The sequence below is a fragment of the Microbulbifer maximicatervae (SeqCode) genome, assembly GCF_052467825.1.
Genome location: NZ_CP174327.1, coordinates 2,845,070 through 2,861,311 on the forward strand (window position 1 = coordinate 2,845,070; position 16,242 = coordinate 2,861,311).

At 44.6% G+C, this 16,242-nt stretch carries 11 protein-coding genes; 9 read left to right on the forward strand and 2 right to left on the reverse strand.

The window, feature by feature from the left end; translation table 11 throughout:
• Positions 1-123 precede the first annotated feature (123 nt).
• From ACJJII_RS12625 to ACJJII_RS12665, 9 genes are all read left to right on the forward strand, one after another.
• Complete coding sequence (locus ACJJII_RS12625) at positions 124-495, forward strand: hypothetical protein (protein WP_444916425.1); 372 nt, start codon at positions 124-126, stop codon at positions 493-495.
• 4 nt (positions 496-499) lie between these two features.
• Complete coding sequence (locus tag ACJJII_RS12630) at positions 500-2,134, forward strand: PepSY-associated TM helix domain-containing protein (protein ID WP_444916426.1); 1,635 nt, start codon at positions 500-502, stop codon at positions 2,132-2,134.
• Positions 2,135-2,627: 493 nt separating this feature from the next.
• Complete coding sequence (locus ACJJII_RS12635) at positions 2,628-3,422, forward strand: right-handed parallel beta-helix repeat-containing protein (RefSeq protein ID WP_444916427.1); 795 nt, start codon at positions 2,628-2,630, stop codon at positions 3,420-3,422.
• Between the two features lie 388 nt (positions 3,423-3,810).
• A complete protein-coding gene (locus ACJJII_RS12640; RefSeq protein WP_444916428.1) occupies positions 3,811-4,899 on the forward strand; it encodes a hypothetical protein in 1,089 nt (362 codons plus the stop codon).
• Positions 4,900-5,009: 110 nt separating this feature from the next.
• Positions 5,010-6,101: a hypothetical protein gene (locus ACJJII_RS12645; RefSeq protein WP_444916429.1), complete on the forward strand. Its 1,092-nt coding sequence runs from the start codon at positions 5,010-5,012 to the stop codon at positions 6,099-6,101.
• A gap of 106 nt (positions 6,102-6,207) precedes the next feature.
• Positions 6,208-7,302, forward strand: a complete 1,095-nt coding sequence (locus ACJJII_RS12650) for a hypothetical protein (RefSeq protein WP_444916430.1) — start codon at positions 6,208-6,210, stop codon at positions 7,300-7,302.
• Between the two features lie 33 nt (positions 7,303-7,335).
• Complete coding sequence (locus tag ACJJII_RS12655; protein ID WP_444916431.1) at positions 7,336-8,367, forward strand: hypothetical protein; 1,032 nt, start codon at positions 7,336-7,338, stop codon at positions 8,365-8,367.
• Between the two features lie 340 nt (positions 8,368-8,707).
• A complete protein-coding gene (locus ACJJII_RS12660) occupies positions 8,708-9,520 on the forward strand; it encodes a right-handed parallel beta-helix repeat-containing protein (protein WP_444916432.1) in 813 nt (270 codons plus the stop codon).
• Between the two features lie 550 nt (positions 9,521-10,070).
• Positions 10,071-11,588, forward strand: coding sequence for an MFS transporter (locus ACJJII_RS12665; protein ID WP_444916433.1), 1,518 nt, complete (start codon positions 10,071-10,073; stop codon positions 11,586-11,588).
• 462 nt (positions 11,589-12,050) lie between these two features.
• On the opposite strand, the gene ACJJII_RS12670 is transcribed toward ACJJII_RS12665, so the two are convergent.
• Both ACJJII_RS12670 and ACJJII_RS12675 read right to left on the reverse strand, forming a co-directional pair.
• Positions 12,051-15,068: a thrombospondin type 3 repeat-containing protein gene (locus ACJJII_RS12670; RefSeq protein WP_444916434.1), complete on the reverse strand. Its 3,018-nt coding sequence runs from the start codon at positions 15,066-15,068 to the stop codon at positions 12,051-12,053.
• 569 nt (positions 15,069-15,637) lie between these two features.
• Positions 15,638-16,096 (reverse strand): GNAT family N-acetyltransferase, encoded by a 459-nt coding sequence (locus ACJJII_RS12675; RefSeq protein WP_444916435.1) that lies wholly within the window; start codon positions 16,094-16,096, stop codon positions 15,638-15,640.
• Between the last annotated feature and the right edge of the window lie 146 nt (positions 16,097-16,242).

Genomic DNA, 16,242 nt, shown 5'->3' on the forward strand with positions numbered 1-16,242 from the left:
CAGAGACCACTCCAGTTTTACCCCGCTCTTCTCATCAGCTTCGCGCTCCTTGTCATTTCCTGGGGGCTTTTCCACCAAAATTTTTCGGCAATGTCAGCTTCCTTTACGCTTCTTAGCACTTTTATGTTAGCGCTGGGACTGCTGCCTTTTAGCGGAGTGCTGGATAAGCCAGGCAAAGTCTTGGTAAAGAAAAAGAAGAGAATTGAAAAAGGGTTAGAAGGCTATAAACCCCACTGGTGGGGAAAAAGCCTATGTGCAATTTTCTTGGGATTACCCATTGCAGTTGCCGTTGCTGGTTTGATTGCTCTGTGGGGCCCCGGTGATGTAGTGGTCGATGATAAAAGTCAATTCGTGATGTGGTTGATCACACCTGTCTGGCTCACTTTGGTAAGTCTGGTTTACCTGTTTATTAGTGTCAGGCGTATGTTGTCTCTCTACCTGGGGCTAAATTTGGTGCTGTTTACCCTGTTGTGGGTAGCGAGATTCGGAGTCTAAGAATATGCGCGTTGAATTGATTAAAACTTATAAAAGCGTGCATACCTGGACCGGTATTCTTGCGGGCTTGTTTCTGTATATCGCTTTTGTCGCTGGCGCTCTGACCATGTTTAAAGGGCCCCTCAATCAATGGGCTCTGCAGCCTGAGACCACCCTGCCAAGTATTTCTATCGATCAGTATGACAGCCTTATTTCCGAAGTTCTGCAGGCACACCCGGAAGCGGCAAAACAGATGACCGTCCAATTGCCACTGGCGGGTCTGCAGGCGGCACCGGTGAGTTGGGAAATAGAGGATGAAGAAACCCATGACCATACTCTCTGGTATGCCAGCTTCGATGAAAAAAGGCAGCTGATCACTCAAAGTTTTACGGTTTCTGCCATTGGCGAATTTGTCGACCATTTACATCGCACCGCCGGTATTCCCGGTGGTGAGGGCCACGATGCTTTTGGTACTTATGTATTGGGTGTTGTGGCGGCGTTGTATTTTGTTGCATTGATTTCAGGGCTGATTGTTTTCCTGCCCACTTGGTTCAAGGACTTATTGGTACTCAGAAAGGGTAAGAACCGCAAGCGCTACTGGCTGGATTTTCACAATGTACTGGGTATCACCTCTCTGCCGTTTCACCTGATTATTGCTTTTACCGCCTTTGTATTTGCCTTCCATGATCCGCTTTATGGTGCCCTGCGCGTGGCGGTCTACGGTGATTCCCCCATGTTCACTCGCCCGGCGCCAGCAGAGGTGAAGAGCTTCTCTGAGTTGGTGCCTGTCACAGAGTTGGAAGCTGCGATTCAGGAGGGGGAGCCCAAATTCCAGATGGCGGAAATTCTCTATTTGAATCTGGATACCCGCGCTCCACGTATGCGTGTAGGTGGAATCATGCATGGTGAGGTGGTGCGAGGTGCTGAGTATGCTTATGTGCTAGGCAACCCTTACTTGAGCGAAGTTCCCTATAGCAGCATTCTGCCCAATAATTTCAATGGCTATAGTGGCACGGTATTAAGCATTTTTTCCCTGCATTTTGGCAGTTTTGGTGGAAATGCCGTGCGCTGGGTCTACTTCATTCTCGGCATTATGGGAGCACTGATCTTCTTCACCGGCAATCTGCTGTGGATTGAAAGCCGGCGCAAAAAACGCAGGGGGCAGGGGGCGCTGCCGGTACAAACAACCTCATCAGTGGTAATGGCAAAGCTCACAGTGGGGGTTGGGCTGGGCACTATCTTGGGGGTCGCCGCTAGTATGCTGGCAGTTAAATGGCTGCCCCATGCGCAGGTGGATATTGAGTTTTGGCAGAAAGCTGCTTATTACACAGGCTTTTTATTTGCGCTGGCATGGGTATTTGTTCGTCGTCCCATGGCAGCTGCTCGGCAGCTCCTTGTCTTCTGTGCCGCCGCTATCTTCCTGATACCAATTAGCTCACTTATAAATGGCGAGTTGCTGGGAGCTGCCACCCAGGTATGGGCGGTTGACGTTGTTGCGCTACTGATAGGTGCATCATTTGTTTTACTCTTGATTCATCTTCGCAAGCGGCGGGCAAAAATCGAAGCGGACAGTGTATGGTCTGAACTTGTGGAGAAACCCGCAGTAGAGAGCAGTATTCAAAATCCTTTACCTGATACCCATCCACAGGCATCAGGATAATTAAAAGGGGCTCTATTCAGAGCCCCTTTTTTGATGATATATGGGTACTATTGGAATGATTATTTTACCTTTAGTTCATGCCTGATGCCTCTATAGGTATTGCTAAACAGGCTGACTCCAATTCTTGTGCTTATGCGCCTATGAATAAGTTGAATAGCCTGCCCATTACTTTTTTATTAGATTTTGATCCTGAGTAGACAGAGAGCGTTTAAAAGCTAATAGGCTTTACATCGCTACTTGCTAAATAGAAGGCGCTAATTTAAATAGAGGCATTACGTCGTTTGATGTGCTTGGGTTTTATTAGGCCCTAGACCGAAAGTATTATTCAGTGCCAATTTGTTTTAATTTCAAACTTTAAGGTATGAGAAAATATTCTTATCGTTAAGTTAATAACCGTAGCTAGACTAAAAAATGCTTCGCCTCCGATAAAAGTAAAATCTTCGGATGCGAACTTTTTTTAATTGTTGTTTTTATAGACTTAAAGGTTTAGCTCATGAAACTAATGGATGTGAAGCTTCTAGTGTCAGCAATATTGGCTCTTCCCTTTGTGTCAGTGGCTGCGGTGGAGTGTGGAGATACTATTACAAGCGCAGAGATTCTCACTGAAGATCTATTAAATTGTAGTGGTACGCCGGCGCTAACGATTGAGGGTCCAACTGGAAGTTTAGATATGAATGGATTCACCTTGGAATGTGGCGGTGGATCCTCTAGAGGTATTGACGTCCTCGGCAGCGCGGCTGTTCTTTCAAATGGAGTGGTGGATGGATGTGCAATAGGTATTTTTGTGGATGGGGATGGCTTTCATAGTATTCAAACGATGACTGTGCAAGATGGTATCGACGTCGGTATTTGGTTAATAAGCGAAAATAATATTGTGAATGGTTCTACTGCTACTGGTTTCTTTAATCGAGGGATTGAAATTCAAGGTTCTAACAGTCAAGTAATTGGAAATTTTCTTATAGATAACCAAGGAGGAACCTCTAGCGGGATATTGATTAACGGTGATAACTCATTTGTTGCTCAGAATATTTGTGATAACAACAATGGTGAGGGAATAGTTATTGACCCATCTTCTGGTGGCTTGGTTGTTCAAAATATAGTGACAAATAATGGACAGACTGGAATATCAATGGAGGGAGGGGGGCAAAGTGATTATTTGATTACCGGAAACATAGCAACGGGTAACCCTGATGGTGATTTGGTTGATTCAAATCCGGATGCCTGTATGTCTACAAATTTATGGTATGGAAATATTTTTGATACGGCTGATCCGAGTTGTTTAGATTAAATAATAATCTATGGAGTAGTCGAATTGTATGGCTGCTCCTTCATTTATTAGTAAGAAATACTCACTCTCTGATTGCTCGCCTGTGTAAACAGGATACTTTCTTCCCACTAGCATACAACTAATCTCTCATAGAAAAACCTTTGTTTCTTATCAATACTGAATTCAGCATCGTTTTATCACTCAAGAAGTATCGCAATATTGTTGTTTGTATGCGAAGTAGTATGAGTTTGACTTATGAAACTAGTCATTCAACTGTCACCGCCCGCCCCTAAGTGGCCCATGCTATGCGCCACGACCTCAATATTTGTTCTACTCAATGATGCTGCGCTCTTGAAAAAATCGTCGTAAAAGCTTTCGAGCTGGACCTGTCATCTTTAAGGAGTATTAGATGAGCATGTACAGACCTGTTGCAGCAACTGTTTTATTTTCAATGATTGGAACTGCCGCTCTTGCCGCAGACCACACCTATAATGTTCTTCAGGTAGGATCGGGTAATACCGCTAACTCAGATCAAAGTGACAATTCTGCTGTTGGTGATACGGTTATCCAAGTTCAGGTGGGTGATGATAATGAGGTGAATGCAACCCAGAACCTATTTACTTCCTTCAGTTTGATTCAGCAATCACAGGTGGGTGATAGTAATTATATTGAGGCAACCCAAGCCGGCTCAGTTTTTTCAAGCATTCTAGTAGAGCAAATTGGTGATAATAACTCAGCGACACCTGCGCAGGAGTTTGCCGAGTTAAGTACTATTTTGATAGTGCAGATTGGGAATAATCATGAAGCCTCATTTACTCAAACAAATACACTGAATGAGTTTATTGGTATTGTTCAGGTGGGAGATACTAACGTTCTGAATGTATTGCAGACTGGCTCAGCAGCAAACTCTATCTCTTTGCATCAAGAAGGTAGTGCACAGAGTGCGGCAGTGACACAAACTGCAAGTATAGGGAATAGTATTACCACTGATCAATATGGAAGTTCCAATACGTTAAATATAAGTCATACTCTTGCCTTTGACTCTACTGCAATTGTTGCTCAGGATGGTACAGGCAATAGCGCAAATATTCTTCAACAATCTATCGGGCACTACAGTGAAATTCGCCAGGAAGGCGAAGACCTGGGAGCCTGGCACTCTCAGTCCGGTGTCTACAACGAGGCATACACTCAGCAATTTGGTGAATCAAATAGCGTAGACATTACTCAAAGTGGAGAATTTAGTGTTGTTTCTACGGAACAGCATGGCAGTACCAATATTGCTGAAATCGATCAGGCAGGTGCCTTTAATAGTGTAGATATTGTGCAACTAGGGGGATCAGGAAACTCTGTAATGGTCACTCAGCTGGCTAGCTTTAATGCCAGCTCCACTTCCCAGCTAGGAAACTCAAATCAGATCACTCTCACACAAGCCAACGGTAATAATAGTGTGTCTACTACCCAAGTAGGAGACGGTAATGTGGGTATGTTAACTCAGTAAATTATAGGTTTGAGTGCTGAAGTGATAAGGGGCATATCTGTCTCGTTCTTTGGATCTGCAAAAGATCGGCGGTGGCAAGACTAATTGTTTTCTGCTTTAAGGAGTTAGTGATGAATTCGTTTAAGCCTCTCTCGGTAGGTATCTTTTTGGCGATGGTTAGCAGTTTCTCAGTAGCTGCCGATAACACCTATAACCTCATTCAAGTAGGATCGGGTAATACAGCAATGGGTGAGCAAAGCGATCCCAGTGTTACTAATAGTCTAATTAGCCAAACGCAAATAGGGAATAACAATGATACTACTGGAGAGCAGCAATCATTTACCGAATCTAGCGAAATAGTTGTAGTTCAGTTGGGTCAAGGTAATACTGCAGAAGTTGAGCAAAGCGCTTCTGTTTTAACCAGTATCACAGTTACACAGATTGGTTCGAGTAATATTTCAAGTATTTCACAAAATGGGGTCTTACTATCTACCATTGATTCCGTACAGATAGGAGATGGTAATGTCAACGGTCTTGTTCAAGATAGCACTTTAGGAAGTATTATAAATATCGTGAGCATTGGTGATGGTAATACTGCTAATGTGATACAAAATTCCAGTGTGGATATTTCTGCCAGCGGAATAACTTTAGGTGATTCAAGTAATATAACAATTACCCAGGAGTCTGGTCAGGTGAGTTCGGCAAGTGGATTTCAGTTTGGGTCAATGAATACTCTATCACTTACTCAGAACGGTGGGGCTGGTAATGCTGAGGTTACAGTGCAAACGGGAAATGCACTAAATGCTCAGACATTTCAGGTTTCTGCTTATGGTTCTCGTTCATTTATCTATCAAAATAATAATAATAATTCTTTTGAAAGTCGTCAGGAAAATGTGGGTAACGTTAGTATTGGATTCCAAAATGGAACCAGCTTAGAGGGAATTCAGAATCAGATCGGTAACTTTAGTAGGGGGTTTATCCAGCAATTTGGTGGGCTGAATTTTGCTGAGCTTGCTCAGGGTGGTGATTTTAGCACTTCAGAGATCTTACAGTTTAGCGGACTTCTCAATAATGCAGTTGTTGTGCAGCTGGATGCATTTAATACTGCCGGTGTGACGCAGACCGGTGATACAAACTATACCCGTCTCAGTCAGGCTACAGTGGGAAATTTTGCTACCTCTGCACAGTTTGGTGATGGTAATACTATTCTGGGACTTCAATAACTTTATTGATTTCAAGCAACTTAAGTAAATCTATCTCTTCCATTTCTTGTGGACGTTGTCTGGAGTCAGGGTTTTAAGCTGAGTTTGATCTTTTAAGGGAATTATGATGACTGTATTGAAACCTGTTTTAGCAGGAATTCTGGCTGTTGTGGCCAATACGGTTTCAGTGGCTGCTGAAAACACCTATAACCTGATACAGGTCGGATCGGGAAATATGGCAACGGGTGAGCAAGGTGATTTAACGGTTAGTAATAGCCAGATTAGCCAGATACAGATTGGTAATGACAATGAGGTGACAGGTGAGCAGCAGTTGTTTACCGAGTCTAGTGAGATTTATCAGTTACAGCTGGGTGCCAGTAACTCTACCGAATCTAACCAGAGCGCAGCTATATCGTCCACCATTACCATTATACAGATTGGGAACAACAATAGTGCCGAAAATATCGGTCAAACGGGTACTGCACAATCGGGTATTGCTATTACACAAGTTGGTACCAATAACGATGTTGGCTCGTCTCAAGCCGGCGTGGTAGCTGGAGATATTAGCGCAATTTTAATTGGTGACGGCAATAACTCAAGTTTAACACAGGATAGCAGTGTCAGTGACTCTATAAGAGTAACGATAATTGGCGATTCCAATAGAAGTGGAGTATCACAAAATATTGGTTTTGAGAATTCTGTAGTTAATTTTCAGTTTGGGTCTAGAAATGATTCGAATGTTGATCAGAATTTAGGGGTGGCCAATAGTGTTCTTGTTGTGCAGTCGGGTAATGAATTGCGTTCTTTTGTAGCTCAGAGTACAGCTGCGAGTTCGTCCTCACTTGTGAGTCAAAAAAATACCGCAAACTCTTATGCAGTTAGGCAAGAGAATATAGGTAATTTAAGTGTTGGAGTTCAGGACGGTATTGGTCTGGACGCCATGCAGGATCAAATAGGTAATTTTAGTGCTGGGTTAGTCCAGCAGTTTGGAGCTTTAAATTTTGCTGAATTGGCTCAAAGTGGAGATTTTAGTACATCAGAGATGCTGCAATTGAGTGGATTTCGTAACAATGCTTTTGTTTTGCAGCTGGAGGCATTCAATACAGCTATTGCAACACAGGCTGGGGATACGAACTCTACCCGTTTGAGTCAGGCTACAGTGGGGAATTTGGCTAATTCCTCCCAGTTTGGTGACAACAACACAGTTTTAGGACTTCAGTAATCAATATTGTCAGATGAAAGGGAGTAACCACTCATGAAGTACAGTTCTCTTGCGGCCTGTGTTCTGTTTTCGACTTACAGTGCAGCAGGGATAGCTGCTGATAATACGTACCAGCTCATTCAAATCGGGCAAGGTAATACGGCACAGGGTGATCAGAGTGGTCCTGGTGTAAATGGAAGTACCATTATTCAACTACAAATTGGTGTTAATAATGGGGCTTCTGCAACTCAAGGTCCTTTTGCTGAAAACAGTACTATTATCCAGCGACAGGTGGGCAGTAATCAATCCGCTAGTGCGGAACAGCTGGAGGCAGCAATTGACTCAATAGCTGTACAGTATCAGTTTGGAGAGGGGAATACGGTAACTTCAGTTCAGGGTGATGTCGACGATAGCTCTACTTTTGTTTTTCAGGGTGGGATAAGTAACGATGTCAGTATAGGGCAGAATAATGGAGTTGGGAATTCAGCGACGGTTACTCAGCTAGGTGTTGATAACGGAGGCACCGTCAATCAGGGCGGTGTTCAAAATAGTTCCGAGAATGAGGTGTTCGTGCTTCAAGTTGGAGATAGCTTAACTTTCCAGATGAATCAAAGGTCGGCAATAGATAATTCTGCTGTAGGGATTCAGTTAGGTGACTCTATGAGTTTGGAGATTACACAAAACTCTGCTTCGGGATCTAGTTCGTTTGCCCTTCAAAGTGGGAATACTAATTCTATTGATTCTACTCAGGAGAATCTTGGTCATGACAGCTATATCCTGCAGAGGGGTACCAGCCTTGAGGTGATACATGAGCAGATTGGTGCTTTTAATACTGCGCTAACTGAACAGCGCGGTGGGATTAATACTGCGGAAACTGTGCAAAGCAATGAGTTTAATTTTGGAGAAACGTTACAGTTAAGTGGTTTGCTTAATGATTCCTTGATAGTACAGCTACAGAGTTTTAATACCGCAGTGGCTATACAGGATGGTGATACCAATCAGTTGAGATTAAGTCAGGCAACGGTTAGTAATCTGGCCACCGCCGTCCAGTTTGGGGACAATAATACCGTGCTCGGCTTGCAATAAGTTTTACTCTCAATGTGTAGAGGTGGGTAGGTTTCTGCTTGTGAAGAACTTTGTTTAATAGCGTGCTCTATATCAAACTAGTCAGCTGATGCGCCTTTTTTCTTCCCGGGGATTCTCAGTGGCGCATCACCTGGCTTAATTTTTCGGAGAACTCTTTTGGCTAGGAATTTTTAGCGTACACATTGGCAATTTAAGGAGTCTGTTAGGGAGTGAAGGCCTTTAACACTTCACTAAAATCCTCCTCTGTTGGTCTTCGGAGCCATTTAAAGTATTTCTTATAGGCTGTTATTCTTGTTCGTATATCAAAGCTCTTTGACAAATATTTATTCTAGAGGAAAAGATGAACCTGAAGGTATGTGCATCATTGGCATTATTAACAATCTTTATTTCAAAGCCAATTTTCTCTCTGGCAGATGTTCAGTGTGGAGATACGATAACGACAGCAGAAATTCTCAGTCAGGATATTTCCTGTGACCTTGAAACACAGGTCACAATAGAAGGGCCTTCCGGAAGCCTGGACATGAACGGTTATGTACTTACTTGTGAAGATAGTGATAGCGTAGGGATCTCTCTTGAAGGTTTAGGAGCTGTATTAGTAGGAGGTACCATAGACACTTGTGGAATTTCTGTCTTTTTAGAAGGCGATGGATTTCATTCAGTTCAAGGTTTGATTTCTGATAGTCCAGGGGTGGGTTTTATAGTGGAGAGTGACAACAATTCTATTAATGGCTCAATGTTTCTTTCAGGTGGCCCTGGCAGTATTGGTTTTCAACTCAATGGGGATTTCAGTCATATTTCAGGGAACTCTCTAAGTGGTAATAGTGATGCCATAGCAGGGATTGTCATTGCGGGTAGTTTCAGTCAGGTTATTCAGAATACCATTGATGGATCTATTTTTGGAATTATTATAGAGCCTCCAACTGTTAATGGATTGGTGGTGCAGAATGTGATATCGAATTCTTCAGATAGCGGTATCATGATGGATTTTGATATAGTGGATCCACCCTCAATGAACTACATTATTTCTGGAAATCAGGTGACTGGTAGTAATGGTGAAGGTGATTTGGTAGATGAGACTCCTGATGCTTGCCTCTCCAGTAATACTTGGTTTGGTAACATATTCGATACAGCTAGCCCAAGTTGCTTGGAATAATTGAATTCTTGTTATTGGTGGGAGAATAGCGTGTTGTTTGCTCAATAAGTATGCCATCCAAAGCTATATATAGCTCTGATTAGAACCTCTTTTGTCTTAGCGCCATGGCTAATATCAGGAGAAGACAAAATGAGACTGTCATTGATATGGGAACGAATTTCATTGATGGTATTTCCATGTATCCTTGTGAAACTGTAAATTGCGGAAGTGAAGGTAAAAGAAAAGTTGAGCAGTGCGGATGCCATACCGTGCCCACCTTTAATTTTAGTAAAGTTTCAAAACCCTTAATGTTGGTAGTTTGTCGTAGTTAACTAATTACCTGAATAATAGTATGCCCACTATATAATTAGTTGTAGTAGTTCAAGGGCTGATAATAGTAGCTGCCTTATGGTATGTCTTTACCTACAAAAGCATCACCGACCGCCTTAGTCTAATGTAGTAACAGACCATACTTTCGAACCTTTCTTAATACTGATATTTCGATCACTTAGTTGTCATCACTTTATGCTAGTGTTCGCCATAATTCACTGGGGTATTTAAAGAAGTAGTTATGGAGAGAAATGAGCCCAATGGCACTCAAAATCCGTCATTGACTGAAAATGCCCGGTTCAGCGAACACCATTCGGCTGACTATTACATTGACGAAACTCCCGTTTGGTGTGATGGAACCTCGATTCCGCAGAATATTTTTACGCCAATGCAGTGGCGAATTTGGTGGCTTGCGACAGCTGGTAAATTTTTTGAGGGAATGATCGTCTTCATGACTGGGGTATCCCACATTTTAATTGCTAAAGAATTTGGTTTGACCGCCTTTAGTATGGGCTTTGTGACATCGGCGACATTGTTTGGAATTCTGGTTGGAGCGATAACCCTAGGAGGGCTCAGCGATCATTATGGCCGGCGGAAAATGTTCATCGCTGAGATGATCATGTTTATCTTTTTCCTGGTGATATTGACCTTCGCAGATTCTTATCTCGTGATTGTTATTTCATTATTTGGTCTGGGATTGGCGCTTGGATGTGATTATCCCACAGCTCACATGATGATCTCTGAAAGTATGGCATCGAGGATGCGGGGCAGGCTAGTTCTCGGAGCCTTTAGTTTTCAGGCTGTTGGAATTTTGGTGGGTACAGGTCTCGCATTTTTGGTTCTCTCTTGGTATCCCTCCCTGGAAGCTTGGCGGTATATGTATGCTGCGGCGATTGTTCCAGCGATTTTGATTACGATTGGTCGTTTCTATATTCCAGAGAGTGCGATGTGGCTTCTGGCTAAAGGTCGCATGCCTGAGGCGGAGAAATCTATCAGCCAACTGTTGAAAAGAGATCCGCCATACCCGTCCAGATTCTTATTGAAGAATGTTGCCACAGCGGAGACGAATGAGAAAAAAATAGGTGAACTATCGAGTATTAAGCATTTACTTCAGGATAAGAATTCTCGAAAAGCAATCAAACTCTCTTCTATTCCCTGGTTTTTGCAGGATTTGGGAACCTATGGCGTTGGTATCTTCACGCCAGTAATTTTAGCGAACGTGTTTGGATATGCGTCACCCCATGCACGCTCCGTTTCGGAATTAATCCATAACAAAGTCGAGGCGGCGAAAGGGGCAGCACTAATCGATGTAATGCTGGTAGTTGGCGTTATTCTAGCAATTATATTTGTGGATAGGGTGGGGCGTATCCGATTGCAAGTTCTTGGCTTCCTTGGTTGTGCACTCGGCCTTCTTATTGCCGCTTATGGAGAATCTTTAAATACTAGCCAGCAGTTACCATTCATTTTCGGGGGGTTTATGTTGTTCAACTTGATGAATAATCTGGGGCCAAATTCTCAGACTTATCTAATCGCTGGGGAGGTATTCCCAACCCGCTATCGTGGTGCTGGTGCGGGATTGGCCGCATCCATCTCAAAGTTCGGGGGTGTCGCAATCGCATTTTTTTTTCCAATTTTACTTAGTGACATTGGCGCAAGTATGTTGCTTAGTGCACTAGCGGTGACTTCCTTGATTGGCGCAGTGATAACCTGGAAGTACCGGATAGAAATGACGGGTAAGTCACTTGATGACGTTGGCTAATCATTAAAAAAACCATGGAGTTCCTCGTCAAGTACTTCACCTCCGAATGTACAGATACATCTGCATGTTGTTGATAATGGCAAGCCCATATTTTTCTAAAGTCTTATTGCAGCTGGAATGGTTTCTGAGAGGCGTTCGAGTGCCTATAAGTTTAATTGTCAATTATGCCTAAAAAATAAGCCGGCCAATATATAGTTAACTTGCTGGTCAGTAACTATAAGGCGCTCCGCTGTCAATTTGACCAGACCTACCTTGAATATTTAAAAAAGTTTTATTTTTTAGGATTTTTGATTTTGTAATTTTTGGTGTATGGGGAATAGGTGGGGGGGGAATAAGTTCTTTAGCTTGCGTTCTTTATTGTTTTAAAGGTTGGAATTGGTTTTCTTTATGCGCTTTATTCCTTTCAATTTAATTGTAAATAAAAAGCCCCGGCGTACCGGGACTTTTTATTTCTTCTTTTAGTTATGGCTGGCCCACAGCTTTTGAGCAGGCCAGGTAAACATCCAGTTGGTTGTTTATAAAGCTCAAGCCGCTTAAAGATAGCCTGACCTGATCAAAGTCGCTATTAGTGGTGACTAATAGCAAGCGGTGATTGCGCGCACCGTTGACTTTGAAGGGGGCCAGACGATACCCGCTGGTGGACTCCCCAGTAGCTACTCCATCCAAGTATGTACTGATTGTGATGGTGTTGAGGTAGATGATATCCAGCAGTGGTGTGGTGTGCTCTACCAGGAAACCGACCACATGGCGCCCCTCTTTAACCGAGTGGTGGTTGATTTGAATATGGGTAGAGCCGCCTGCACCACTGACAACTTCCATTCTGGCTGCATCCGATAGGACGCCGTTAAATACCCTTTCTACTGCAGTAATAGAACATCCATCGCAGGGCTGCTCAATTCCGTAAGTCAGGTCTGCATCTACACCGTTAACGATCTCCAGGTCTTCAAACGCTGCACAGGATAGTCCTGATTCGAGGTCGCAGGCATCGCCGATACCATCGTTATCAGAATCCTCCTGCCCGGGATTGTGAGTCTGGGGGCAATTATCGAGATCGTTTTCTACCCCGTCGCCATCCATGTCTGCATCGCATGCATCTCCCTCTCCATCACCATCGGTATCGGTTTGGTTTGGATTTGGAATCGCCGGGCAGTTGTCGACGGTATCATCAAGGCCGTCATCGTCGCGGTCGTTATCGCAGACGTCTCCGGCACCGTCGTTATCGCCGTCTTCTTGCCCTGGATTCGGAATCATTGGGCAGTTGTCGACGTCATCATTAACGCCGTCACCATCCAGGTCTTCGTCACAGGCATCCCCAATACCGTCACCGTCAGTATCAGTTTGGTCGTTTGGCGTTAGTGGACAGTTGTCATCGGTGTTGTCCGTGCCATCGCCATCGGCATCGCTATCACACTCATCGCCGACACCGTCGCCATCCGTGTCCGTTTGATTCGGGTTGGGAATGGCTGGGCAATTGTCTTCACCGTCATCGTGGCCATCATTGTCGGTATCACTGTCATCGTCACAAACATCACCGATTCCGTCACCGTCCTGATCGGCTTGATCATCATTTGGAATAGCCGGGCAGTTGTCGGAAGTGTCCGGGACACTGTCACCATCCCGGTCGCTGTCACAGACATCGCCAACGCCATCCTGATCGATATCCGACTGATCGCTGTTGGCAGTATCCGGGCAGTTATCGTTAGCGTTATCTACTCCGTCGTTATCGTTGTCGCCGTCACAGGCATCGCCAATTCCGTCGTTATCACTGTCTTCCTGTAGTGTATTGCTGACGTAGGGGCAGTTATCGTCGTCATTAAAGATGCCGTCTCCATCGAGGTCTGGATCGCAGGCGTCACCGACTGAATCCCCGTCGGTATCTGTTTGCTCACTATTGGATGCTGTGGGGCAGTTATCGGCTATGTCATCGACACCGTCGTTGTCGTCGTCGCTATCACAGATATCGCCGCTGCCATCCCCGTCAGTATCGAGTTGGTCTGAGTTGGGTATTGATGGGCAATTGTCGGCATCGTTATCGGTGCCGTCTCCATCCAGGTCTTCGTCGCAGGCATCCCCGACACCATCGCCGTCCTGATCAATTTGATCCGTGTTGGGGATGAGTACACAGTTGTCGACGCTGTCAGGTACCTGATCACCGTCGACATCGGTGTTGTCATCGCAGGCATCTCCGTAACCGTCACCATCTGTATCTGTTTGATCTGCGTTGGGTACCAGCGGGCAATTGTCATTTTCATTATCAACGCCGTCATCATCGCGATCGCTGTCGCAGGCATCGCCGGTGCCGTCGCCGTCGGTATCGGTTTGATCATCGTTGGCAACGGCCGAGCAGTTGTCATTTCCATCGTCTATACCGTCGCCGTCATCGTCGCTGTCACAGCTATCGCCTTGCCCATCACCATCGATATCGCTTTGGTCTGAATTGGCGGTAGCAGGGCAGTTGTCATCGTCGTTATCAATACCATCACCATCCTGGTCGCTATCACAGGCATCGCCGACACCGTCTTCGTCAATATCACTTTGGTCGGTATTGCTATGGCTGGGGCAGTTGTCGGCCTCATCATCGACAGAGTCATTGTCGTCGTCGCTGTCACAGGCGTCGCCAATGCCATCTCCGTCGTTATCGTCTTGACTCGGGTTGTGGGTGGATGGGCAGTTGTCATCTTCGTTATCGATGCCGTCACTGTCCGCATCGTCATCACAGGCATCACCTATACCATCGCCATCCTGGTCGGTCTGTGAGGAGTTGGCTGCGGTTGGGCAGTTGTCGTCTTGATCGTCTACGCCATCACCGTCGTCATCGCTGTCACAGGCATCGCCAATGCCGTCTCCGTCAAGGTCGGCTTGGTCTGGGTTGGATACGGCTGGGCAGTTATCCTGGCCGTCGTCGTGGCCGTCATTGTCAGTATCGCTATCTTCGTCACAGGCGTCGCCGATGCCGTCATTGTCCTGATCTGATTGGTCTGGGTTGGCTACGTCCGGACAGTTATCCAAGCTGTCGGTGTAGTTGTCCCCGTCGCGGTCGTTGTCGCACACATCCCCGACGCCGTCGCCATCGATATCTCCCTGTTCACTATTTGAATCAGCAGGGCAGTTGTCAGAATCGTTGGGGACGTTGTCACCATCCAGGTCGCTGTCACAGGCATTGCCTATGCCGTCGCTATCACTGTCGGCTTGGTCCGAATTCGGGGTTTGTGGGCAGTTGTCTGAAGTGTCGGGGTGGGAGTCGCCATCGTCATCAGTATCACAGGCATCACCGCTGCCGTCGCCATCTAAATCATCCTGGTCTGAATTACTAACACTCGGACAATTGTCATTATCATCATCGATACCGTCACCATCTGAGTCTGTGACGCCAGGGGGCGGGAGCAAGTCATCTGCGGCATCGCCCCGGCCTCCATCAGAACCGCAGGCACTTAAAAGCACCAATGAAAATAGTATCGCAATAAGCGAAGGTAGACGCATGGTCATAATCTCCCGAACAAAATCCATTTTTGTTATCTGTCGGACAAGCGCAGTAGACCTATAAAAAATACGCCTGCAATAAATCATTTATGCTGGCGAACTTGGACTCCGGCTTATTTTTAGATAGATGTCATTATTTTGGTTGTGCGTATTTCTAATACTAAAGTTATGGCGCACAACCGTTTATGAGTGTGGTAACTATGCGTTCTTTCTCACTAAAAGTGTGATGAATGGCGAAATTTTGGCGGGATAATTTATGGGTGATAAAGCGTGTAATTAGTGAAGACAAATTTACGCCATAAAATATAATGGAATAGATAATTTGACAGCTTGATTTGCTGTTGCTCTTGACTCTTTCTAAAGTGGAATCTGATTCTGAGCCTGATTAAGCCGCTACTAAGATGGGGAATTACCCCGCCATTTCAAGTTGATTATAAATCTTGCAGGCAGGTATTTAGATCGAAGTATATTGGCTAAGGCTTCTTTAATAACACTCTTTGAAATCGCCTGGTGTAAATCAGGTGAGCCAAGGGCATCGACATCACCTGGGTTTATAGGCTGTGAACTTTCTATTTAAGATTTAACTTCATTTCCATAAGTGATGGTTGGAAGCCAACTTTTTCATAGGCTTTTATCGCTGAGCTATTTTGAGAGTAAACATCAAGATAGAAATCTTGAACACCATTCTGTTTACCCCATGCAATTAATTTTTCTATTAGCTTTGAGTTAATGCCCTTTCCTCGGTGCGCTGGTGATACATACATAAATCCCAGATAAGCATGCCGCTCATGATCAAGAGATATTTTTGAGCTTCGAATCTGGGCATATCCCGTTCCAATAACCTCACCTTCGATTTCAACTACCAGAAGATATGAGTCATCAGATAGTATCAACTTCTCCATATCATAATAGAATGCTGATTCAGCTTTAATGGATGAATTGTATGGCCTTTCGGCTTCGATAAGACACTGTTCCAGCTTAAGTAAATCAGGAAGGTCTTCTATAAGTGCTGTTCTAAAATTTAACATCTATATTTTCAGTGGTGATAGATTTGGTCATGAAAACTGCTCCAACTCTACAAAGGCCTGTATCTGACTTTGGTGTGGGCTAACAAAGCTAGACAAATTTCTATTGAGTGGCGGTCAATTCATACTTGTATCTGGCCTCTACTGCA

Excerpts from the sequence above, each read along its gene's own strand:
- ACJJII_RS12625 (WP_444916425.1), top strand. The coding sequence starts at position 124 with ATGTTAGCGCTGGGACTGCTGCCTTTTAGCGGAGTGCTGGATAAGCCA.
- ACJJII_RS12630 (WP_444916426.1), top strand. The coding sequence starts at position 500 with ATGCGCGTTGAATTGATTAAAACTTATAAAAGCGTGCATACCTGGACC.
- ACJJII_RS12635 (WP_444916427.1), top strand. The coding sequence starts at position 2,628 with ATGAAACTAATGGATGTGAAGCTTCTAGTGTCAGCAATATTGGCTCTT.
- ACJJII_RS12640 (WP_444916428.1), top strand. The coding sequence starts at position 3,811 with ATGAGCATGTACAGACCTGTTGCAGCAACTGTTTTATTTTCAATGATT.
- ACJJII_RS12645 (WP_444916429.1), top strand. The coding sequence starts at position 5,010 with ATGAATTCGTTTAAGCCTCTCTCGGTAGGTATCTTTTTGGCGATGGTT.
- ACJJII_RS12650 (WP_444916430.1), top strand. The coding sequence starts at position 6,208 with ATGACTGTATTGAAACCTGTTTTAGCAGGAATTCTGGCTGTTGTGGCC.
- ACJJII_RS12655 (WP_444916431.1), top strand. The coding sequence starts at position 7,336 with ATGAAGTACAGTTCTCTTGCGGCCTGTGTTCTGTTTTCGACTTACAGT.
- ACJJII_RS12660 (WP_444916432.1), top strand. The coding sequence starts at position 8,708 with ATGAACCTGAAGGTATGTGCATCATTGGCATTATTAACAATCTTTATT.
- ACJJII_RS12665 (WP_444916433.1), top strand. The coding sequence starts at position 10,071 with ATGGAGAGAAATGAGCCCAATGGCACTCAAAATCCGTCATTGACTGAA.
- ACJJII_RS12670 (WP_444916434.1), bottom strand. The coding sequence starts at position 15,068 with ATGCGTCTACCTTCGCTTATTGCGATACTATTTTCATTGGTGCTTTTA.
- ACJJII_RS12675 (WP_444916435.1), bottom strand. The coding sequence starts at position 16,096 with ATGTTAAATTTTAGAACAGCACTTATAGAAGACCTTCCTGATTTACTT.